Here is a 20,145-nt window from a genome sequence, read left to right on the forward strand (position 1 = left end):
GCCTCCACAATCAGGCACGTCGCAGGAGCATGTGAATGAACAGCCGGATATTATCCCTTATCGCCAGGCGGCTGGTCGTCATGCTGACGACGCTGCTGATCGTCTCGTTTATCGTCTTTTCCGCCACCAGCCTGCTGCCCGGCGACACGGCGACGATTCTTCTTGGCCAAGCGGCGACGCCGGAGGCCGTGGCCGGCCTGCGCACCGCCATGCATCTCGACGATCCGGCCCTCCTGCGTTTCGTCCGCTGGCTTCTCGGCCTGCTGCAGGGTGAACTCGGCACATCCTACGCCAACAACATGGCGATTGCCGATCTTATCGGCCCACGCTTCGTCAACTCCATGAAGCTTGCCGGCATTACCACCATCATCGCCGTGCCGCTGGCGCTGACCCTCGGCATCAGCTCCGCCATGCTGCGCGGAACGCTTTATGACCGGGCCGTCACCGTGCTGACCATCGGCGTCATTTCGGTGCCGGAATTCATGATCGCCACACTCGCCGTGCTGCTTTTCGCCGTCTATCTGAAATGGCTTCCGGCGCTGTCGCTGGTCAGCGAAGTTCACACGCTTTTCGATGTGCTGCGGGTCTATGCCATGCCGGTCATCACGCTGACCTTCGTCGTTTCCGCACAGATGATCCGCATGAGCCGCGCCGCCGTCATCGAGACGCTCGATACGCCCTATGTGGAGATGGCGCTTTTGAAGGGCGCGCCGCGCATGCGCATCGTGCTTCGCCATGCGCTTCCCAATGCGCTCGGTCCCATCGTCAATGCGGTGGCGCTGTCGCTTTCCTATCTCGTCGGCGGCGTCATCATCGTCGAGACGATCTTCAATTATCCCGGCATCGCCAAGCTGATGGTCGATGGCGTCGCGACCCGCGACCTGCCGCTGATCCAGAGCTGCGCGATGATCTTCTGCGTCGGTTATCTCCTCCTCATCACGACGGCGGACATCATCGCCATCATGTCCAATCCGAGGCTGCGCTGATGGCCGACAATATCAAAACAACTTCGGGGACCTCGCGTTTGGGTTACAAGATCAACGCAGTCGGCGTTTTCGGCTTTCTCGTCATTTTTGTCTGGGCCATGGTCGCAATCTTCGCGCCCTATCTCATTCCGCATCCGGTCGGTGAAATCGTCGATCTCGATTATTTCGGGCCGATGACCTCCGATCTCTGGCTCGGTTCCGATTATCTCGGCCGCGACGTGTTTTCCCGCATTCTCATGGGCGCGCGTTTCACGGTCGGCATATCGCTCGCCGCCGTCACCATCGCCTGCACCTCCGGCGTCGTGCTCGGCATGTGCGCCGCCGTCATCGGCGGCTGGTTCGATGCGGCGCTCAGCCGGTTTCTCGATGCGGTGAATTCCATTCCGAGCAAGCTTTTCGGCCTCGTGGTCGTCGCCGCCGTCGGCTCTTCCATTCCGGTGCTGATCATCACGCTCTCAGTCATCTATACTCCGGGCGCCTATCGTTTCGCCCGGGCGCTCGCCGTCAATGTCAACACCATGGATTTCGTCACCGTCGCCCGGGTGCGCGGCGAAAGCCTGTTCTACCTCATCGGCTCTGAAATCCTGCCGAACATCGTCCGGCCCGTGTTGGCCGATCTTGGCGTGCGCTTCGTGTTCATCGTGCTGCTTCTGTCGGGCCTTTCCTTCCTCGGCCTCGGCCTGCAGCCGCCGAATGCGGACTGGGGCGCGCTGGTGCGTGAAAACATCGGCGGCCTGCCGTTTGCAGCCCCCGCCGTCATCTTCCCGTCGCTGGCCATTGCCAGCCTGACGATCAGCGTCAACCTGCTGATCGACAATCTGCCGCAGAAAATCCGCGACAGGAGCGAATAATGAGCAATCTCGTTGAAATCCGTGGACTGAAAGTCGAGGCTACCACCGATTCCGGCCGCCGTATCGACATCATCAAGGGCGTGGACATCGACATCGCCGATGGCGAAATCGTCGCACTGATCGGCGAAAGCGGTTCCGGCAAGACCACCATCGCGCTGACCCTGATGGGCTATGCCCGGCCAGGCTGCCGCATTTCCGGCGGCAGCGTCAAGGTGGCGAGCCAGGACATGGTGCAGCTTTCCGAGGCTGAACGCGCCAAAGTCCGCGGCACAAAAGTGGCCTATGTGCCGCAAAGCGCCGCCGCCGCCTTCAACCCGGCGCAAAAGATCATCGATCAGGTCATCGAAGTCACCCGCATCCACCATCTGATGCCGCCGCAGGAAGCACGCACGCGGGCGGTGGAACTTTTCAAGGCGCTATCGCTGCCCAACCCCGAGACCATCGGCGAGCGTTACCCGCATCAGGTGTCCGGCGGCCAGCTTCAGCGCCTCTCCGCCGCAATGGCGCTGATCGGCAACCCGAAGCTGGTGATCTTCGACGAGCCGACCACCGCGCTCGACGTCACGACCCAGATCGAGGTGCTGCGCGCCTTCAAATCGGCAATGCGCAAGAACGGCATCGGCGGCGTTTATGTTTCGCATGATCTCGCCGTCGTCGCCCAGATCGCCGACCGGATCGTTGTACTGAAAGGCGGCGAGGTTCAGGAAACCGGCACGACCACGGATATCCTCGAAAATGCCCAGCATCCCTACACGAAGGAACTGCTGACGGCCTTTCACGACAAGGCGCGTGTCATCACACCCGCCAAACAGGAGCAGGCAACGCCGCTGCTGGATATCGAAAAGCTGATCGCCGGTTACGGAACGAAGGGCGAAGACAAGATGCCGCTGGTGCGTGCGGTGGATAGCGTCAGCCTTTCGGTCTATCCCGGTCGTAATCTCGGCATCATCGGCGAATCCGGTTGCGGAAAATCGACGCTGGCACGCGCCATTGCCGGCATTCTGCCGGCGGCCGGCGGCCATGTCATCTTCGAAGGCCGAGAACTGGATGCGGATGCACGGCGTCGAACCGGCGACCAGCTACGCCGGATGCAGATCGTGTTCCAATATGCCGATACCGCACTCAACCCGTCGAAACCCATCGAGGATATTCTCGGCCGGCCGCTGACCTTCTATCACGGCATGAAGGGCAAGGCGCGCGACGCCCGGATCGATGAGCTTCTCGATATGGTGAAGCTGCCGCGCTCGGTGCGTCACCGCCACCCCTCCGGCCTTTCCGGCGGGCAGAAGCAACGCGTCAATTTCGCCCGCGCACTAGCCGCCGAACCCTCGCTCATCATCTGCGATGAAATCACCTCGGCGCTCGATACCGTGGTGGCGGCCGCGATCATCGATCTTCTCGGAGAACTGCAGCGGGAGTTGAACCTCTCCTACATCTTCATCAGCCACGATCTTTCGGTGGTGGAGACCATCTGCGACGAGATTGTCGTGATGTATGGCGGGCAGAAGGTGGAGCATCTGGAAACCGAAGCGATCAAAGCGCCATCCCACCCCTATTCGAAACTGCTGTTCTCCTCCGTGCCGAAACTCGACCCGACATGGCTCGACAATCTCCAGCAGGATGCGGAACTGGTGCGGGCGTTTTCGAAAAGGTGAGCTGGACCAATGCCAAACAGGTAAGAGAACCTCTCCTCCGTCATGCCGGACTAGATCCGGCATCCAGCCACGACGCGTCTGCGTCGTGAAATGAGTCTCATGCGATCAAAGACTTGATCGCGCTGGACCCCGGATCAAGTCCGGGGTGACGGAATGTGAATGCAACGCCCGTGCCAAATCCATCGGTTCTGCGGATGTCTGAGGCGCTCCCTCCACCTCACAGCGGAAACAGGCTGGTCAGCGGCATATGCGACTTGATGATCGGCGATTTCAGCACCACGAAGCTGAAATATTTGTCGATGCCCACGTCCATATCGGTCAGCCGCTCCATGATCGACTGATATTCGACGATGCCAGAGGTGACGAATTTCAGCAGGTAGTCGTAACCGCCCGAAACGAGGTGGCATTCCACCACCTGGTCGATCTTTTCGACAACGCCGAGGAAGCGGGCGAAATCGATCTGGCGATGGTTCTTGAGCGTGATTTCCGTAAACACCGTCAGCGTCTGGCCGAGCTTGTTGATGTTGATCTGCGCCGAATAACCCTCGATATAACCTTCCGCCTGCAGCTTCTTCACCCGCATCAGGCAGGGGCTTGGCGACAGATTGACAAGCTCCGCCAGCTCGACATTGGTGATGCGACCGTTTTTCTGCAATTCGTAGAGGATCTTGATATCGATCCGGTCAAGTTTCATCACGTGCGGAACCCCTTTTTTGTTTTTTGAACACGCGGCATAAAATTCTGGCGCGGCAAAGGAAATCTTACCACATGGGCGAGCCCTGTCGACGTGGGGATATTTTTTTGATGCAGCATAAAGAGTTGCAGAGGCGTCGCCCAACAGCAGGAGATTCCGGCAAGAGGCCCAGTCTGGCAGCGTTTACACGCCGGCTGAGGTAAATTAGGACGAATACAAGGAGTCCGACCATGCCCGCCCCGCTGCAACAGATCACGACATCGCCGGAACTGCCCACATCCGCAGACGCCGTCATTATCGGCGGCGGCATCGTCGGTGTCTTCGCCGCCTATTATCTTGCCCGGCGCGGCCTGAAAGTGGCGCTGGTCGAGAAAGGCCTGATCGGGGCCGAGCAATCCAGCCGCAACTGGGGCTGGTGCCGCCAGCAGAACCGCGACGCCCGCGAATTGCCGATTTCCACCAAGAGCCTGGCGCTCTGGGAAGAGTTTGGCGCAGAGAGCGGCGAGGACACGGGTTTTCGCCGCTGCGGGCTGTTTTACCTAAGCGACAATGAGGCCGAACTTGCCGGCTGGGCGCGCTGGCGCGACTTTGCCATTACCGCAGGGGTGACGACCCATATGCTGAGTGCCGATGAAGCGAGCGAACGCGGCCGATCCACGGGAAAGCGCTGGAAGGGCGGCGTATTTTCGCCGACCGACGGCACGGCCGATCCTTCAATGGCGGCGCCCGCCGTGGCGCGCGCCATCATCAAGCTGGGCGGCACGGTGCATCAGAATTGCGCCGCACGCGGGCTTGAGACAGAAGGCGGCCGGGTCAGCGCCGTCGTCACCGAAAAAGGCACGATCCGTACCAAAACCGCCATCATGTCCGGCGGGGCCTGGGCGTCGTCCTTCTGCCGGCAGCTCGGCATTCGTTTCCCGCAGGCCTCCGTCCGCTCTTCCATCCTCTCCGTCACACCGGGTGCGGAAGGGCTGCCAGATGCGCTGCACACCGCCGCCGTTTCGGCAACGAAGAGAAAAGACGGCGGTTACACGCTCGCCATCAGCGGGCTGGGGCGCATCGACCCGACGGCGCAGCAGATGCGGTTTGCCCGTGAATTCATCCCGATGTTCCTCAAGCGCTGGCGAAGCCTGCGGCCGGGCGGGCTGGAAGGCATTCGCGGCGGCCACGAGACGCTGAAACGCTGGCGGCTCGATGCGCCGACACCGATGGAACGGGTTCGTATCCTCGACCCGAAACCCAATGCCGCCGCCATCCGCGAGACCCATAGAAGGGCGCTGGAGCTTCTGCCCGCCCTCGGCAAAACGCAGATTTCCGCCGCCTGGGCCGGTTTCATCGACAGCACGCCCGATGGCGTGCCCGCCATTGGCGAAACCAGCGAATTGCCCGGCTTCATTCTCGCCGCCGGTTTCAGCGGCCACGGTTTCGGTATAGGGCCGGGCGCCGGCCATCTGATCGCCGATATCGTGACGGGCTCGAACCCGATCGTCGATGCCGCCCCCTATCACCCCAGCCGATTCCTGAATTCGTCCTGGGGCAAGGTCGCGGATTTCTGACCCTCCCTTAATGGGATGCGGCAGGCTGACCACGACGGAAACGGCCGATGTGAAAATCCGCAATCGGCGTCGTGGTCTTTCCGGTCGCTATCAGCTCCGCCATCACGTCGCCGACACCCGGGCCGATCTGGAAACCGTGGCCGCTGAAACCGAAAGCGTAATAGAGGCCGGAGGTTGCGGCACTGTCTCCCATGACAGGCAGGTCGTCGGCCATATAGCCCTCCACGCCGGACCAGGTGCGGATCAGCCGGGCATGGCGCAAGGCGGGTGCCAGCCGCAGAAGCTGACGCAGCTGGGCATCGAGCCCGGCGGGATCGTATTTCGCCCGGCGTTCGTCCAGCGCGGCGGCGCATCGTTTCACCCCACCGAAAATGACATTTCCGCGCGGGATTTGCCGCATATAGATCACTTCGCCGGGAATTTTGGTGGAGACGCCAACGACCGGGTGAATGAACCATGGCAAGGGTTCCGTCACGCCCATTTGCGGGCCGGCCACTTCCAGCGGCACCGCTTCCCCCAAAGCGCCGGCAAACCCGCCGCCCCATGCACCGCTGGCGACCAGCACCACGGGCGCGCGATAATCCCCTTCCTCCGTCGTCACCCGGAAATCCTCACCGGCCTTTTCGATGGCCAGAACCTCGCAATTTTCTACGATCGTTGCGCCATCCCGCCGCGCCGCACGGGCAAAGGCGGGCGCAACGAGGCGCGGATTGGCGTGACCATCATGCGGCGACCATGATCCGGCAACCGCTTCCGGTCCGATGAAAGGGAATTTCTGCCGGATGACCTCGCGCGGGAGGACATGCAGTTCCAGACCATATTGCGCGGCATCGTCGCGGTATTTCTCGACCGTGGCAATCTGTTCTTCCGCCCAGAGAAACCGGATATGGCCGACGGGCATGAATTCCACATCCGCACCGGTCAGTTGCGGGATGCGGCTCCAGATATCCCGCGATCTGTTGGCGAGCGGAAGCTGCCCGAGGTAACGGCCCTGACGGCGGACATTGCCGAAATTGGTGCCGCTCGCCTGTTGACCCACAAGGAAACGCTCCAGCAGAATGACGCTGACGCCCCGTTGCCGCAGGAAAAACGCCGTGGCGGTTCCGACAATGCCGCCGCCGACAATAATGACATCCGCCTCCGCAAGCGCGTTACGCATTATCGTCTCCCCTCGCAATCGCCAGCGGCAACGGTTTTACGGGCGCCTGCCCGCGCAGCCGTCCCGCCGATTCCACCGGCAGACCACAGGCGGCGGCGACAATCTCCTGTCCCGCCTGCCCGCAGAACCGCCCCTGGCACCGGCCCATGCCAGCCCGCGAGAAAGCTTTCGAGCGATTGACTTCCGTTGCGCCCTTGCCGGTGACGCTCGCGCGCAGCTCTCCCGCCGTCACAACCTCGCAGCGGCAGATGATCGTGTCGTCAGCAAGCGCCTGCGCCAACTGGTGCGGCCAGGGGAAGGCTCGAGCCATTCCCTGCGCAAAGCGCCTCGCAGCTCTCAATTGCTTCCGGCAGCGGCCGATCTCCGTGCGTGATGGCTTCAAACCCTGATCCTCAAGAAGCGCGAAGGCGGCAAGCCGCCCGGAGGCTTCCGCACCATCTGCACCGAGAATACGCACGCCATCGCCTGCCAGATAGACATTCGGCACCGAACTGCGCCCCATATCGTCCACATCCGGCAACCATTGCCGGATCAGCGGATGAAAGGAGAAGCGACAACCGGCAAGATCGGCAAGCTGGCTTTCCGCCCGTAGATGATAGCCCATACCGACCGCATCGCAGGCGAGGCGTGTTTCCTCACCGGACGCATCCCGGTAGCGGATACCGGTCACGCCGCTCTCGGCGTCACCGAGAATCTCGAACGGCACGATACCCCGCTCGATCCTCACCCCGCCAGCCAGCAGGGCCCCAACGAGCCGCATGCCCTTGAGGAGCTGCGACGGTCGCGCCATCATCCCCGGCAGACCCTTGATCTGCGTGGAAAACGGTGTGGTATCCAGCACCGCCACGGGCGCCGCGCCTGCCTTCATATATTGATAGGCCACGAGATAAAGCAGCGGCCCGGTGCCCATGAAAACCACCCGCCGACCTATCGCACAGGCTTGCGCTTTCAGGGATATCTGCGCAGCGCCAAGCGAAAAACATCCCGGCCTCGTCCAGCCCGGCAAAGGCATGATGCGGTCGGTCGCACCCGATGCGATGATAAGGGCATCGAAATCCAGAGCTTCGGATGTCTCGGCGCGCTGAATATGAATGCGATCGTCGCGGATTGCCCATGCCAGGGTCTGCGGGCGGTAATCGATGTGGTCAGAAAGCCCGTCGAATGTCTCGTGCAAAGCCTTCGCCTTGCCCGCTTCCGTGCCGTAAAGGGCCGCATAGGAACGCCGGAAATTTTGCGGCTGGCGGCGATAAATCTGGCCGCCGCTGCGATCTCCCTCATCGATGACGACGGGGCGGAGCCCCGCCCGCACCAGCATCTCGGCGGCACGTGTACCGGCGGGGCCGGCGCCCACGATCACGACGCGTAAATCGGCCATAACCCCTCCGGAACCTCGGTTCTGATATCCATGCCCGGGAGTACGGCGGTGGAACAGGCGCGCAGCCGCTCGCCTTCACCCGTCCAGACCCAGCAATCCTGACAGGCGCCCATCAGACAAAACCCCGCCCGCTCGCCATCGGCGAACTCGGACAAACGGGCAAAGCCGCGCGAGAGCATCAGCGCCGTCAGCACTGTGTCGCCCTCCAGCGCCTCGACCGGCATGCCGTCGATCAGGACAGGACAAGCCGCGCGTCGCTCTTCGGCAATGCGCCTGAGTCTGGCCAGCATCCGCGTTTCCTTTCCCGAAACCTTCGCAGGCACCTCTCCTGCACCCTCACAGATTTCCACGGCAGAAGGTTTGCCGCCAATCGCAAATGGTCGCTTGAACAGAACCTTGGGTTATGGAAGAGATGACGCCGGAGGTTTCCATGAACGCCCGACAGCTTGAAATTTTCCGCGCCATCATGCGCGACGGCTCCGTGACGGCGGCCGCCAATTCGCTTGCCGTTTCCCAGCCCGGCGTCAGCAAGGTGCTGCACCATCTGGAAAGCCAGCTGGGTTACAAGCTGTTCGAGCGCATTGGCGGGCGGCTGGTGCCGACGATGGAAGCGCATCTGATCTATGAGGATGCCGATCGGGTTTTTCGCGAACTTGAGGTTCTGAAAAAGCTGACGCGCACCATCGGCGAGCGCAAGCTTGGCCTTCTGCGCATCGGGGCCAGCCTGCCGGTCACCTATTCCGTGCTACCCGAGGCGCTGCTTGCCTTCCGGCAGGCGCATCCGACCGTCAAAATCCACCTCAATGCCTTGCCCAAAAAAGAGATTGCCGAGCAATTGCTGCTGGGTGACATCGATTTTGCGGTAACGCTCTCCACCATTCAGGCGCCGACGGTGCGCAGCGAAATTCTCGCCTCCGTACCGGTCGTGGCGGTGATGCGGCATGATGATGCTCTCGCCGAAATGATGACGGTGACGCCCCGCGACCTCGCCGGCAGGCCGCTGATTTCCTATGGCAACCATGCGGACGAGATCGGCCCGCAGCTCAATGAAGCCTTCGAACGCGACGGGCTTATGCGGGATATCTCGGTGCAGGTCACCTCATCGGTCGGCGCGGTACCGCTGGTACGCGGCGGCATCGGCATCGCCCTTGTCGACGGCCTGGTGCGCTGGAACAGTTTCGAGGGGGTGACGGTGCGCCCGTTCATGCCTGAAGTAACGATGAATGTCGCCGTTTCCACCAACACGGCCCGGCCGCTCTCGCGCTTCTTCAAACCCTTCGTCGGTGAATTGCGAAAGCTCGTTCGCGCCCTTCCCGCCCAGAATTGACGGACAAAACAATACCCGCAAGGCCTGAGCCTGCGGGTATTGCAGTCCGCCGCATGTGTTCGAACGATCAGCTTTTCGGCAGGCCGGGCGGGTTGGTCCGCGATTCCGGCAGGGCTTCCTCCGATAGCTGCCAACGATCCAGAATCTTCGCGTAAGCGCCGCTCTTGATCAGATCGTTGGTGGCAAGCGTCAGCGCATCGGCCAGTCCCGATCCCTTGCGGGTGGTGATGGCGACATCGGACCGCTCCGGCCAGCCGGCCGAGAGTGTTCCGACACGCTTGATGGTCTTGTCGCGCGCGGCGATGAAGACCAGCTGCGCATGCGGCTGGACGATCACATCCGCCCGCCCCGCTGAAAGCGCCACAAGCCGGGTCGCTTCATCATCGTAATATTGCAGCTCGATCGGCTTCAATCCGGCGGCGACGTTTTCGTCGCTCCATTTCAGCAGAATGCGCTCCTGATTTGTGCCGGCGCCGACGATGATCCTCAGGCCGGCCGCGTCCTTCGGCTCGCGGATGGCGGTTATGCCGCTGTCTGCCTTGACGAAAAATCCGTGCAGGCCCTGACGATAGGTGGAGAAATCGAACTTCTCCTTGCGCTGCTCTGTAACGCCCACATTCGAGATCACCGCATCGTATTTGCCGGAGGCGAGCCCCAGCGGCCAGTCCGCCCAGGCGACCGCCACCAGTTCCAGCTCCAAGCCGAGGCTGTCGGCCACCGCAAGCGCATAATCGGGATCTGCGCCGACCACCGTTTTTGCATCCGTCGCATAGGTTGCGAGCGGCGGTCCGCCGGGTGCGACCGCGACGGTGAGTTTGCCCGGTGTGACGAATTTGAAATCCTTCGGAACGGCGGCAATTGCGCCGGGGTCTTTCTCAACCCGGATGCGGCCGGGCTGATCCGGCGACAGGTCGAAGACATCGGTTGCGAAAGCCGACCCAAGACCGACGATGGAGAGAACGACGCCGAGCGTGGCCGTGGCGAGACGAGAGGTGAAGGTCATTGTGGTTTCCCGATAGAATGCCCGATAGAATGACTGCGGGACGGAGGTAGCGCGGACGGGAGGATGCCCGCGCTACCGGCTGAGTGATGTCCTACCTTCAACTCAGCTTTTTCGAAAATCTGGCCTCAGCTCTTGGGCAGGCCGGGCGGATTGGTGTGGGATTCGGTGATGGCTTCGGAACCGAGATTCCAGCGAGCGAGAACCTTGCCGTAATTGCCGTTCTTGATCTGGGCGTTCAGCGCGGCGGTGATGGCCTCGGCTATGCCTGCGTCCTTTTTCGAAGCGACGGCGATCTCGGCCGCTTCCGGCCAGCCGCCGGAGAAGGTGCCGACAAGCTTCGTCTTCTTCTGGCTTGCCGCCTGGAAGGCAGAGGTCGCGTTGGGGCCGAGATAGGCATCCGCGCGGCCGGATTGCAGGGCGACGTCAAGCACGGCCTGATCGTCATAATATTGCACCTCGGTATCGGCCAGCCCCTTCGCCTTGTTGTCCTTGATCCATTTCAGCAGGATCTGCTCCTGATTGGTGGCGGCCCCGACGATGACCTTCAGCCCTGCGACATCCTCCGGCTTGCCGATGGACGTGACCTTGCTGTTATTGCCGACGTAGAAGCCGAGCAGATCGTTGCGGTAGCTGGAAAAATCGAACTTTTCCTTGCGGGCTTCCGTCACCGTGATGTTGGAAGTAACGGCGTCATATTTGCCGGATGCAAGACCGAGCGGCCAGTCCGCCCAAGCGATGGGCACAAGCTGCAGCTCAAGGCCAAGGCTGTCGGCGACCAGCTGGGCGATATCCGGCTCCACGCCGATCGGCGTTTTTGTGTCGCTCGCATAATCCACCAGCGGCAGGCGGAAGGGAACGGTCGCGACCGTCAGCTTTCCGTCGGCAATGAACTTGTGGCCGGCGGGCAGAAGCTTGATTGCCTCTTCCACTTTTTCGGCGCGCACCCGTCCCTTCTGCTCGGGCGACAGGTCAACCTCCTGCGCATGTGCGGCCGGGATGAGCGCAGCGGTGGCGGTGAAAAGACCGCCGGCAAGCAGGGACAATAATTTCGATGAAAATGCCATGTGAGTGTTTCCTTTGTTGTTGATTAGAGAACTTTTGCGAGAAATTCGGCCGTGCGCGGGTGGTCCGGCTTGTTGAACACCTTCTCCGGCGTGCCCGTTTCGAGAATGCGACCCTGTTCCATGAAGACGACCCTGTCGGAGACTTCGCGGGCAAAGCCGATTTCGTGGGTGACGATGATGAGGGTGACGCCGGAGCGGGACAGCTCCTTGATGACATCCAGAACCTCATTGACCAGCTCCGGGTCGAGCGCGGATGTCGGCTCGTCGAAGAGCAGCACCTTCGGCCGCAGCGCCAGAGCCCGGGCAATCGCCACGCGCTGCTGCTGCCCGCCGGAAAGCTGACGAGGATAAGCGCCGGCCTTTTCGGCCAGACCGACGCGGGCCAGAAGATCGCGCGCCTCGGCTTCCGCCTGTTCTTTCGATATGCCGCGAACAACGACGGGCGCTTCGGCGATGTTTTCAAGCGCCGTCAGATGCGGGAACAGGTTGAAGCTCTGGAACACCATGCCCACTTCGACGCGGCGCTTCAGAATGTCCTTTTCCTTCAGCTCATAAAGCGTGTCGCCTTTCTGGCGATATCCGACCAGTTCACCGTCGATGGCGATGAAACCGTCGTCGACACGCTCCAGATGGTTGATGGAGCGCAGCAAGGTGGACTTGCCGGAACCGGACTGGCCGAGAATGGTGGTGACGCTGCCTGCCGGAATGGAGAGCGTGACATCGTCCAGCACCTTCAGTGTTCCGAAGGACTTGGAAACGCCGTGGATATTGACCGAACCGCCACGATTGCCGAGCTGGAAACTTCCCGTCCTGGCGGCAGCCGGTCGTTCAGGTCTTTCAATGGCGAGCGCTGGCGTCTCCACCGCTTCCGGCAAAGGCTTGCGCGGCGGGAATGTGCGATAGAGCGTGGCAAACAGCGAGGGCGGCGGATTGCGCAGCGCGCCGCGCGAGAAGTGGCGTTCGATGTGGTGCTGAACGATGGAAAGCGCGGTCAGGATCACCAGATACCAGACGGTGGCGACCATCAGCAGCGGGATCACTTCCAGATTGCGGCGATAGATGATCTGGATCGTATAGAACAGCTCCGGCAGCGCGAGGATATAGACCTGCGACGTGCCCTTTGCGAGCAGGATGATCTCGTTGAAACCATTGGGCAAAATGGTCCGCATCGCCTGCGGCAGCACGATCCGGGAAAACTGTCGGCGGCGCGGCAGGCCGAGGGAGGCCGCCGCTTCGAGCTGACCCTGCTCTACCGAGAGGATACCGCCACGCACGATTTCCGATGAGAAAGCCGCGGCATGCAATGTCAGCCCCAGAACCGCTGCGGCAAAGGGTGTCATCAGCTGCGTGGTATTCCAGCTGAAGAAATTGATGCCGGTATAGGGCACACTGATCGTCACGGTCTCGTAGAGATAGCCGAGATTGTTGAGAATCAGCAAAAGCACGATTAGCGGAATGGAACGGAATATCCAGATATAGGTCCAGGAGATCGCGACAAGCAGGGGCGAACCCGAAACACGGGCGAGCGCCAGAACCGTGCCGAGCACGAAACCCAGAAAAGCGCCAAGCACGGTCAGCAGCAGTGTGCGGCCGAGCCCCACAAGCACCGGTTCGGCAAAGAACCATTCCGCAAACACGTTCCAGCCCCAGCGGGGATTGCCGAAGACGGAATGCAGGATGGCGGCAATGATGAGAACCGCAAGCACGGTGCCCGCCGTGCGCAGCGGATAACGGGCGGGGACGACGCGAAAATGCGCATAGCCGTGCCTGGCCGGCTCACCCTTCTGTTCGCTCACCGCAACATGCGGAAAATCGGAGGCTATTGTCATCGGAGAAAGCCTTTCAGGGATGAGCCGGTGAAAGTTGCGGCCGGGCGGCCTTTATTGGCGCACCATCCGGGATGGAGGTGGCCGTGTCGGAAAGAAATTTTTCGAAGGGCAACGACCGGATCGTCTCGGGATCGGCCGCGGTATCGAACAAAGCGCGATAACCATTGGTGAGATAAAGGCCGACCGCTTCCGGCTGACGGAAACCGGTGGTCAGATATACGCGGGCATAACCCTGCCGGATCGCCTGCTGCTCCAGTTCCCGGAGCACGATTTTCGCAAGTCCTTGCCGGCGATGGGCGGAATGGGTCCAGACCCGCTTGAATTCCGCCGTTTCGTCGTCGTAACGCATGAAGGCGCCGCCAGCGATCGCTTTGCCGTCACGCAGGAGCAGCAGGAAATTGCCCGATGGCGGGCTGAAGGCTTCCGGCGGATATTTGTTCAGCTCCGCCTTGGCCCCTTCCGCATTGAAGAATGTGCCGTAACGGCTGTCATATTCGAACAGCAACTCCTCCAGAAGCGGGGTTGCGAGCGGATCCTTGACCGATGTGTAGAAAAAACTGTCGCTCATGTCCTTGTCCTAATTTTCGCGTCAGGAGAGATAGGCTTCCGCCAGCCGCACCCAGAAGCGTGCTGCCGGCGCGATGATCGCGTCGTTGAAATCGTAGTGGGGGCTGTGCAGCGGCGCGCTGTCGCCATTGCCGATGAAGAGATAAGAGCCGGGCCGCTCCTGCAGCATGAAGGCGAAATCCTCGCTCGCCGTGCGCGGCTGGAACGCTTCGGCAACTTGCCCGGCGGCGAAATGCCGTTTGGCGACATCGCGGGCGAAGATCGTCTGAGAGATGTGATTGATGACCGGCGGGAAACCGCGGGAATAGGCGACCTCGGCCTTCGCGCCGAAGCTCTCGGCCTGCGCTTTGGCCAGCACCGGAAGCCGCTCCTCCAGCCTGTCACGCACGGCAGGCGAAAAAGCCCGGGCGGTGATCTGAAGCTCGACGCTCTCGGGAATGACGTTGGAGGCGGTTCCGCCATGGATGGAACCGACCGTCAGCACCGCCATCTCGCGCGGATCGACATTGCGCGAAACGATGCTCTGCAGGGCGGTGATGAAACTGGCCGAGGCGAGAACCGGATCGACCGTCTCATGCGGCGCGGCGCCATGCCCGCCCTTGCCGACAATCCGCACCTTCGCCTTGTCGACGGAGGCCATGGCGGGGCCTTCGACGAAACCGAACTGCCCGGTGTCGACACCCGGCCAATTATGCAGCCCGAAGACAGCATCGACCGGAAACCGCTCGAAAAGCCGGTCCTTTATCATTGCCCTTGCCCCGGCGCCAATCTCCTCGGCAGGCTGGAAGATCAGCGTCAGCGTGCCGGAAAAATTCGATGTTTCGGCAAGATACCGGGCGGCGGCAAGCAGGATCGTCGTATGGCCATCGTGACCGCAGGCATGCATGACGCCCTGCGTCTGGCTGGCATAGGCAAGGCCGGTTTCCTCGACAATCGGCAGGGCGTCGATATCGGCGCGGATTCCGATACGTTTTTCGCCATGACCGCGTTTCAACGTGGCGACAACGCCGTGGCCGCCGACACCTTCCGTCACCTCATATCCGAACGACAAGAGATAGCGGGCGATGAGCGCCGCCGTGCGTTTTTCCTTGAGCGAAAGCTCCGGATGCCGGTGGAGATCATGCCGGATGGCCATGCTCTCATCGATGAAGGCAAGGATTCCCCGTTCGGCGTCGTCCTGCGGACGCGCGCCGTCAATGCGGATATTCATTGTTCTGTCTCCTGCGCGGCTCGCTACGCGCCGCGTCTTGAAATCTGCACCGTGCGGCAATCGTCTCCGCCCGGCTGCAAGCTCAGGCGATAGCCCTGTCCGACCCGTTTTCGCGGCGGGAATAGACGCTTTCCCTGAAAGGCAGGCCGAGATGGTCGCGCAGCGTCACCCCTTCCAGATGCGGATCGAAATAACCGCGCCGTTGCAGCACCGGGATGACGAGACGGATGAAATCGTCCAGCCCCTCGGCAATCACCGGGAAGCCCAGAATGAAGCCATCGGCCGCATCGTGCTCCACCCAGCGGATGATTTCGTCGGCCACCTTGTCCGGTGTGCCGATGAAACCTTCACGCGGGGTCGCTGCCTCCAGCGCCGCCTCGCGCAGCGTCTGGTTCTTTTCCTTGGCGCGCCGCTTGATGCGGTCGGTCGTGGAGCGGAAACTGTTCCTGCCGATCTCGCCGAGTTCGGGGAAAGGCTCATCCAGCGCATAGACGCTGAAATCATGATGATCGAAGAAACGGCCGAGATAGGCCAGCGCATCCTCGATGGTGATGAGGTTGCGAATGACGTCGTATTTCGCCTCCGCTTCCTCCTGCGTCTCGCCGACAATCGGGCCGATGCCGGGGAAAATCTTCACATCGGCAGCCGACCTGCCCTGCGCGACGGCGCTCTGTTTCACACGCTTGAGGAAAGTCTGGTTTTCCTCAAGCGAAGCGGAATTGGTGAAGACCGCATCCGCGTGTTTGCCCGCAAGACCGATGCCGGCATCGGAGGAGCCGGCCTGGAACACGACCGGCTGCCCCTGCGGCGAACGCTGGATATTGAGCGGGCCTTCCACCTGGAAGAAACGGCCCTTATGGCCGAGCGTGTGGAGTTTGGCGCGGTCGAAGAACTGTCCTGTCTCGCGGTTGCGCAGGAAAGCGTCGTCGTCCCAGCTATCCCACAGGCCCTTGATCACTTCGAGATATTCGTCGGCAATCTCGTAACGCAGCGCATGTTCGGGGTGGTTGCGGCTGTAATTCTTCGCCGTACCTTCAAGCGGCGTCGTCACGGCATTCCACCCGGCGCGGCCGCCGCTCAGGAGATCGAGCGAGGCGAACTGGCGAGCAATGGTGAAGGGGTCGCTATAGGAGGTCGAAACGGTGCCGGCGAGACCGATCTTCGAGGTCACGGAGGCCAGCGCCGAAAGGATCGTCAGCGGCTCGAACCGGTTGAGGAAATGCGGGATCGACTTGTCATTGATATAGAGCCCGTCCGCCACGAAAGCGAAGGCGATGCCCGCCGCTTCCGCCTTCAGCGCGGTCTTCCTGAAGAAGTCGAAATTGACGCTGGCATCCACCGGGCTTTTGGGGTGCCGCCAGGCATTCATGTGCCCGCCGGGGCCCTGAAGCATGATGCCGAAACGGATTTTCTTTCTCGTCATGTCATTCCCTCCTCAGAGAAAATTACGCCGCCCGGGAAAGGCGATGCGTGGCAAGCAGTTCTATCGAGGCAAGCCGCTGATCGGCCCCGACATGCGGTGGCTCGATGATGAATTCCTCGATGCCGTGCTCCTCGGAAAGCGCACGAAGCGCCTTGTGAATATCCTCCGGCCCGCCATGCAGGACGTTGGGTTTTCGCTCTTCGATGCGGTAATCGGTATCGCCGGACTGGCGGGCGAATTCCTCCGCCTGTTCACGCCGGCCGAGGTTGAATGCCCGGCCGTCGCTGAGGAATACCCGGTAGATGCGCTGACCTTCCACCTGTCTCGCAGCATGGGCGGGGTCACTGGCCGCAAAAGCCGACAGGGCAAGGATCGGAGCGCTTCCGCCGCTTTCTTCCCGGAAAGCCGAGAGGCTGCGGCGAAGAACCTCCGCATCGCCATTGAGGTGGCCGGCAAAGACGAAATTCCATCCCCTTGAAGCCGCAAGCCTTGCGCTTTCCGGGCTGGCGCCGAGCAGGAATCGTTCCGCAGCGACCGGCGGTACAGGTGTTGCCCGCAGCCCGGCCTGTGCGTGGTCCTGCGGCGCGGCGCCGGACAAAAACGTGGTGAGTTCACTGAAGGCCGTTTCGAAATCGGGTTTACGGGCAGGATCATAGGCCTGCTGCAAGGCCGACGTCGCCAGCGGCAACCCGCCCGGTGTCTTGCCTATGCCGAGATCGACCCGGCCGGGCGCGAGCGACGACAGCACGTTGAAAACCTCGGCGACCTTGTAAGGGCTATAGTGCTGCAACATGACGCCGCCCGAGCCGACGCGGATGTGGGAGGTCTTCGCCAATATCCACGCAACCAACGCTTCCGGTGCGGAACCGGCAAGCTCCGGCGAATTGTGATGTTCGGCCACCCAGAAACGGCGGTAACCCAGCTCTTCGGCGCGTCTGGCAAGATTGATCGTGTCGCGGAATGCACTCGCCGCGTCCTCACCCGTTGGAACCGGGCTCTTGTCCAGCAAACTGAGCGTATACATCATCACCTCGCGTGTCTTTGATGCATACTTTGTCTACCGATTTTATATTCTAATAAAGGATGATCGTTCCACGTTGCAGCGCGATCAGAGAAAATATTGTTTTCAGTGATGTTTTCGGAAGCCAGCCCTGACAAAGCCATCGGTAAAGCCGAAGGAATGGCCCAAAATGGGTGCAACAGGCCGCTTTCAACGCCAAACCCGGACGAAACGGGCTTGCGCCGGAATTCGCTAAAAACTACTTAGTAAGTTAGGAATAATATGGCCCGGCGCCGTAAAACGTGCCGACTCTCTTTTCGGATCATGCGATGTTGACCAAAAAAGGCAAATACGGATTAAAGGCTCTTGTCGATCTGGCGCGGTTGCCCCAGGGCGAGACCGCCTTCGTGACCGAAATTGCGACCCGCAACAATATCCCGAAAAAATTCCTGGATACTATTCTTCTGGAGCTGCGCAATAGCGGCATTCTGCGCTCCAAGAAGGGCCCGAATGGCGGTTATTCGCTGTCGAAAATGCCATCGGAAATCATGATCGGGCAGGTCATCCGCACGCTGGACGGACCTCTGGCCCCCATCCGCTGTGCAAGCCGCACGGCCTTTGAAGCCTGTGACGACTGCGATGATCCGGAGACCTGTCAGGTCAGGGTTTCGATGACGGACGTGCGTGACGCCATCGCAACCATTCTGGACAACATGACACTCGCACAATTCGTGGCCAAGGACGGGCAGAACGCCCGCTCCATTCCGGCCGGCGAATAGGATTCCGCACGGCCCTTCATTCGAGCTTCGCCTATTGCCTGCGCAGATCGTCGTCCAGCGACGCGATCAGCCCGGCTTCACTGACGCCTTCGACAAGACCGAGGCGCGCCATCAGGATTTCAAGCGTGATGGCATTGTTGCGAACCGAACGAAAGGTGACGTTTTCCGCTCCCACCTGGGCCGCATCGATATTGGCCGCAAGGCTGGATATTTGCGCCTTCAGGAGTTCGATGGCGAGAAATATTTCGCCTATCACGGGTCGCGCCGCGCCATCGCCGGCCAGCCTGTCGATCAGCAGCGCCGAAAGTTCACGCTGCTTCTGCCCCAGAGCCACGGCGGCTTTCAAAAGGGTGGAAACGGAAACGGCCAGATTTCCGGCGCCCTGAGCCAGAAACACCACCTGATCCGCGCGTAACAGACCTTCCCATGACGTATTGGGGCGGTTGCGCAGAACAACGAGCAAAGGCTGCCCGGCCGTGTTGACGGCTGGCACGACAATCCAGTCCGCGTGGCCCCTCACCGACCCCGCAACGTTATCGGGAAGCCGCAGGGCGTAGTCGTCTTCCGTCACCGTAACGGCCTGATCCAGATCCGCGGCAGATATTGCCAGTGCGAAGGTCTCGCCAAGATCGAGACGGGCGAAGAGCGCCTTGCGCTGGTCTTCGCTGCCGGCATTCCTGATGAATTCAAGCGCGGTGAAATGTTCGACGAGATCATGCGCCGCCGCCGCATCGGCTGCGGAAATGATGGCGAGCGCCTGCGAGAGAACATCGTTGGTGATGTCCGTCCCGCCCAGTTCCGTTGGAACGGAAAGAGCAAGAAGACCGGAACGGGCGATCCGCGCATGGATTTGCCCGGGACTTTCAACGGCGCAGTTTTCGGCGATCGTGCAGGCAACGGTCAGCACATCGACATCCGCGCCGAGGCGTGGAGGAACGAAACGAAGTCTTTCGCCGAGAGGCGTGACGGATCCCATGCTCAACTCCCTCAAAGAATGACAAAGTGAAAGCGCCGAACGACCGGCGCTCAGTCCAGAGAATGATAACGCCCGTTTTGATAGAGCAGCGAATGGCCGGAGCCGATGCGGATCGCCTCAACCTTGCCGATGACGATGACGTGGCTGTGCCGTTCGATCGTCTCTTCAATGGTGCAATCGATCGCGGCAACAGCGTCTTCGAGAATGGGCGCACCGCTCGACAGCCGTGTCCATTCCGCACCGCGATACCGGTCCGGACCCTTCAGGCCGCCGATGCCGGCAAACTGATTGGCGACGAACTGATGGTTCGCCCCGACGATGTTGACGGCGAAATGACCGAAACGCTGCACCACCGGCCATGTGGATGAGGATCGGTTGAGCGCCACCAGAATGCGCGGCGGATCGACCGACAAAGCGGTGGCCGAGGTCACGGTCGCGCCCGTTCGCTCGTCGCCCTCACCCGCCGTAATCACGCTGACACCGCCGCCCAGCGTTCTCAGCGCCGCCTTGAGGCTGTCGGCATCCGCCGCCCTGCCGGCGACCGGGTCGCGGAGGTTGATGAATTGTTGATCCTTGGCCGCATATTGCAATGTCATCGGGTTGCTCCTGAAAACAGCTGAATTGTTCAATAGCTAGCAGCGGCAGCGGGGGATGAAATAGACATCGTTTTCCATAATGATAATATTCTATA

At 61.3% G+C, this 20,145-nt stretch carries 19 protein-coding genes; 6 read left to right on the forward strand and 13 right to left on the reverse strand.

Annotated elements, in window-relative coordinates:
• Positions 1 to 35 precede the first annotated feature (35 nt).
• Genes FGF54_RS17055 through FGF54_RS17065 form a run of 3 tightly spaced genes read left to right on the forward strand, consistent with a single transcriptional unit; the run spans position 36 to position 3,492 of the window.
• A complete protein-coding gene (locus tag FGF54_RS17055; RefSeq protein ID WP_003524664.1) occupies positions 36 to 986 on the forward strand; it encodes an ABC transporter permease in 951 nt (316 codons plus the stop codon).
• Complete coding sequence (locus tag FGF54_RS17060) at positions 986 to 1,837, forward strand: ABC transporter permease (RefSeq protein ID WP_003524665.1); 852 nt, start codon at positions 986 to 988, stop codon at positions 1,835 to 1,837. The genes FGF54_RS17055 and FGF54_RS17060 overlap by 1 nt, the downstream gene beginning before the upstream one ends.
• A complete protein-coding gene (locus tag FGF54_RS17065; protein WP_142780514.1) occupies positions 1,837 to 3,492 on the forward strand; it encodes an ABC transporter ATP-binding protein in 1,656 nt (551 codons plus the stop codon). Before FGF54_RS17060 ends, FGF54_RS17065 begins: the two co-directional genes overlap by 1 nt.
• 217 nt (positions 3,493 to 3,709) lie before the next feature.
• Here FGF54_RS17065 and FGF54_RS17070 read toward each other — a convergent pair whose 3' ends face one another.
• Positions 3,710 to 4,186: an Lrp/AsnC family transcriptional regulator gene (locus FGF54_RS17070; protein ID WP_003506856.1), complete on the reverse strand. Its 477-nt coding sequence runs from the start codon at positions 4,184 to 4,186 to the stop codon at positions 3,710 to 3,712.
• A gap of 230 nt (positions 4,187 to 4,416) precedes the next feature.
• On the opposite strand from FGF54_RS17070, the gene FGF54_RS17075 reads away from it, so the two are divergent.
• The gene (locus FGF54_RS17075) at positions 4,417 to 5,742 is read left to right on the forward strand and encodes an FAD-binding oxidoreductase (protein ID WP_078053492.1); all 1,326 of its coding nucleotides are present in this window, start codon (positions 4,417 to 4,419) and stop codon (positions 5,740 to 5,742) included.
• 7 nt (positions 5,743 to 5,749) lie between these two features.
• Here the strand turns inward: FGF54_RS17075 and FGF54_RS17080 are convergent, their stop codons facing one another.
• Genes FGF54_RS17080 through FGF54_RS17090 form a run of 3 tightly spaced genes read right to left on the reverse strand, consistent with a single transcriptional unit; the run spans position 5,750 to position 8,566 of the window.
• Complete coding sequence (locus FGF54_RS17080; protein WP_142780515.1) at positions 5,750 to 6,901, reverse strand: FAD-binding oxidoreductase; 1,152 nt, start codon at positions 6,899 to 6,901, stop codon at positions 5,750 to 5,752.
• The gene (locus FGF54_RS17085) at positions 6,894 to 8,276 is read right to left on the reverse strand and encodes an NAD(P)/FAD-dependent oxidoreductase (RefSeq protein ID WP_142780516.1); all 1,383 of its coding nucleotides are present in this window, start codon (positions 8,274 to 8,276) and stop codon (positions 6,894 to 6,896) included. The genes FGF54_RS17080 and FGF54_RS17085 overlap by 8 nt, the downstream gene beginning before the upstream one ends.
• Positions 8,255 to 8,566 carry a (2Fe-2S)-binding protein gene (locus FGF54_RS17090; RefSeq protein ID WP_142780517.1) on the reverse strand — a complete coding sequence of 104 codons (312 nt, stop codon included), beginning with the start codon at positions 8,564 to 8,566 and terminating at the stop codon, positions 8,255 to 8,257. The genes FGF54_RS17085 and FGF54_RS17090 overlap by 22 nt, the downstream gene beginning before the upstream one ends.
• A 113-nt stretch (positions 8,567 to 8,679) precedes the next feature.
• On the opposite strand from FGF54_RS17090, the gene FGF54_RS17095 reads away from it, so the two are divergent.
• The gene (locus FGF54_RS17095) at positions 8,680 to 9,603 is read left to right on the forward strand and encodes a LysR substrate-binding domain-containing protein (protein ID WP_142780518.1); all 924 of its coding nucleotides are present in this window, start codon (positions 8,680 to 8,682) and stop codon (positions 9,601 to 9,603) included.
• A gap of 67 nt (positions 9,604 to 9,670) precedes the next feature.
• On the opposite strand, the gene FGF54_RS17100 is transcribed toward FGF54_RS17095, so the two are convergent.
• The 7 genes from FGF54_RS17100 to FGF54_RS17130 all read right to left on the reverse strand — a co-directional run bounded on the left by FGF54_RS17100 (position 9,671) and on the right by FGF54_RS17130 (position 17,726).
• Complete coding sequence (locus FGF54_RS17100; protein WP_080819222.1) at positions 9,671 to 10,606, reverse strand: ABC transporter substrate-binding protein; 936 nt, start codon at positions 10,604 to 10,606, stop codon at positions 9,671 to 9,673.
• 125 nt (positions 10,607 to 10,731) lie between these two features.
• A complete protein-coding gene (locus tag FGF54_RS17105) occupies positions 10,732 to 11,670 on the reverse strand; it encodes an ABC transporter substrate-binding protein (protein ID WP_142780519.1) in 939 nt (312 codons plus the stop codon).
• 23 nt (positions 11,671 to 11,693) lie between these two features.
• Positions 11,694 to 13,499: an amino acid ABC transporter permease/ATP-binding protein gene (locus FGF54_RS27775; protein ID WP_142780520.1), complete on the reverse strand. Its 1,806-nt coding sequence runs from the start codon at positions 13,497 to 13,499 to the stop codon at positions 11,694 to 11,696.
• 13 nt (positions 13,500 to 13,512) lie between these two features.
• Positions 13,513 to 14,067, reverse strand: coding sequence for a GNAT family N-acetyltransferase (locus tag FGF54_RS17115; protein WP_142780521.1), 555 nt, complete (start codon positions 14,065 to 14,067; stop codon positions 13,513 to 13,515).
• A gap of 21 nt (positions 14,068 to 14,088) precedes the next feature.
• The gene (locus tag FGF54_RS17120) at positions 14,089 to 15,276 is read right to left on the reverse strand and encodes a M20 aminoacylase family protein (RefSeq protein ID WP_142780522.1); all 1,188 of its coding nucleotides are present in this window, start codon (positions 15,274 to 15,276) and stop codon (positions 14,089 to 14,091) included.
• Positions 15,277 to 15,358: 82 nt separating this feature from the next.
• A complete protein-coding gene (locus FGF54_RS17125) occupies positions 15,359 to 16,699 on the reverse strand; it encodes an LLM class flavin-dependent oxidoreductase (RefSeq protein ID WP_142780523.1) in 1,341 nt (446 codons plus the stop codon).
• A 22-nt stretch (positions 16,700 to 16,721) separates the two neighbouring features.
• On the reverse strand, positions 16,722 to 17,726 hold the full coding sequence (locus tag FGF54_RS17130) for an LLM class flavin-dependent oxidoreductase (protein WP_168208168.1): 1,005 nt from the start codon (positions 17,724 to 17,726) through the stop codon (positions 16,722 to 16,724).
• Between the two features lie 302 nt (positions 17,727 to 18,028).
• Here FGF54_RS17130 and FGF54_RS17135 point away from each other — a divergent pair, with 302 nt between their 5' ends.
• Positions 18,029 to 18,478, forward strand: a complete 450-nt coding sequence (locus FGF54_RS17135; protein ID WP_059753414.1) for an Rrf2 family transcriptional regulator — start codon at positions 18,029 to 18,031, stop codon at positions 18,476 to 18,478.
• A 31-nt stretch (positions 18,479 to 18,509) separates the two neighbouring features.
• Here the strand turns inward: FGF54_RS17135 and FGF54_RS17140 are convergent, their stop codons facing one another.
• Complete coding sequence (locus FGF54_RS17140) at positions 18,510 to 19,454, reverse strand: acyl-CoA dehydrogenase family protein (protein WP_142780524.1); 945 nt, start codon at positions 19,452 to 19,454, stop codon at positions 18,510 to 18,512.
• Between the two features lie 50 nt (positions 19,455 to 19,504).
• Positions 19,505 to 20,050 carry a flavin reductase family protein gene (locus tag FGF54_RS17145; protein WP_142780525.1) on the reverse strand — a complete coding sequence of 182 codons (546 nt, stop codon included), beginning with the start codon at positions 20,048 to 20,050 and terminating at the stop codon, positions 19,505 to 19,507.
• Positions 20,051 to 20,145: the final 95 nt, after the last annotated feature.

The sequence above is a fragment of the Agrobacterium sp. T29 genome (genome assembly GCF_006970545.1).
Classification (GTDB): domain Bacteria; phylum Pseudomonadota; class Alphaproteobacteria; order Rhizobiales; family Rhizobiaceae; genus Agrobacterium; species Agrobacterium leguminum.

What these genes read in the sequence shown, in the direction of transcription:
- FGF54_RS17145 (WP_142780525.1), bottom strand. Translation starts at nt 20,050, where the DNA reads ATGACATTGCAATATGCGGCCAAGGATCAACAATTCATCAACCTCCGC.
- FGF54_RS17105 (WP_142780519.1), bottom strand. Translation starts at nt 11,670, where the DNA reads ATGGCATTTTCATCGAAATTATTGTCCCTGCTTGCCGGCGGTCTTTTC.
- FGF54_RS17120 (WP_142780522.1), bottom strand. Translation starts at nt 15,276, where the DNA reads ATGAATATCCGCATTGACGGCGCGCGTCCGCAGGACGACGCCGAACGG.
- FGF54_RS17065 (WP_142780514.1), top strand. Translation starts at nt 1,837, where the DNA reads ATGAGCAATCTCGTTGAAATCCGTGGACTGAAAGTCGAGGCTACCACC.
- FGF54_RS17085 (WP_142780516.1), bottom strand. Translation starts at nt 8,276, where the DNA reads ATGGCCGATTTACGCGTCGTGATCGTGGGCGCCGGCCCCGCCGGTACA.
- FGF54_RS17140 (WP_142780524.1), bottom strand. Translation starts at nt 19,454, where the DNA reads ATGGGATCCGTCACGCCTCTCGGCGAAAGACTTCGTTTCGTTCCTCCA.
- FGF54_RS17095 (WP_142780518.1), top strand. Translation starts at nt 8,680, where the DNA reads ATGGAAGAGATGACGCCGGAGGTTTCCATGAACGCCCGACAGCTTGAA.
- FGF54_RS17115 (WP_142780521.1), bottom strand. Translation starts at nt 14,067, where the DNA reads ATGAGCGACAGTTTTTTCTACACATCGGTCAAGGATCCGCTCGCAACC.
- FGF54_RS17135 (WP_059753414.1), top strand. Translation starts at nt 18,029, where the DNA reads ATGTTGACCAAAAAAGGCAAATACGGATTAAAGGCTCTTGTCGATCTG.
- FGF54_RS17080 (WP_142780515.1), bottom strand. Translation starts at nt 6,901, where the DNA reads ATGCGTAACGCGCTTGCGGAGGCGGATGTCATTATTGTCGGCGGCGGC.
- FGF54_RS17075 (WP_078053492.1), top strand. Translation starts at nt 4,417, where the DNA reads ATGCCCGCCCCGCTGCAACAGATCACGACATCGCCGGAACTGCCCACA.
- FGF54_RS17055 (WP_003524664.1), top strand. Translation starts at nt 36, where the DNA reads ATGAACAGCCGGATATTATCCCTTATCGCCAGGCGGCTGGTCGTCATG.
- FGF54_RS17060 (WP_003524665.1), top strand. Translation starts at nt 986, where the DNA reads ATGGCCGACAATATCAAAACAACTTCGGGGACCTCGCGTTTGGGTTAC.
- FGF54_RS27775 (WP_142780520.1), bottom strand. Translation starts at nt 13,499, where the DNA reads ATGACAATAGCCTCCGATTTTCCGCATGTTGCGGTGAGCGAACAGAAG.
- FGF54_RS17125 (WP_142780523.1), bottom strand. Translation starts at nt 16,699, where the DNA reads ATGACGAGAAAGAAAATCCGTTTCGGCATCATGCTTCAGGGCCCCGGC.
- FGF54_RS17090 (WP_142780517.1), bottom strand. Translation starts at nt 8,566, where the DNA reads ATGCTGGCCAGACTCAGGCGCATTGCCGAAGAGCGACGCGCGGCTTGT.
- FGF54_RS17100 (WP_080819222.1), bottom strand. Translation starts at nt 10,606, where the DNA reads ATGACCTTCACCTCTCGTCTCGCCACGGCCACGCTCGGCGTCGTTCTC.
- FGF54_RS17070 (WP_003506856.1), bottom strand. Translation starts at nt 4,186, where the DNA reads ATGAAACTTGACCGGATCGATATCAAGATCCTCTACGAATTGCAGAAA.
- FGF54_RS17130 (WP_168208168.1), bottom strand. Translation starts at nt 17,726, where the DNA reads ATGATGTATACGCTCAGTTTGCTGGACAAGAGCCCGGTTCCAACGGGT.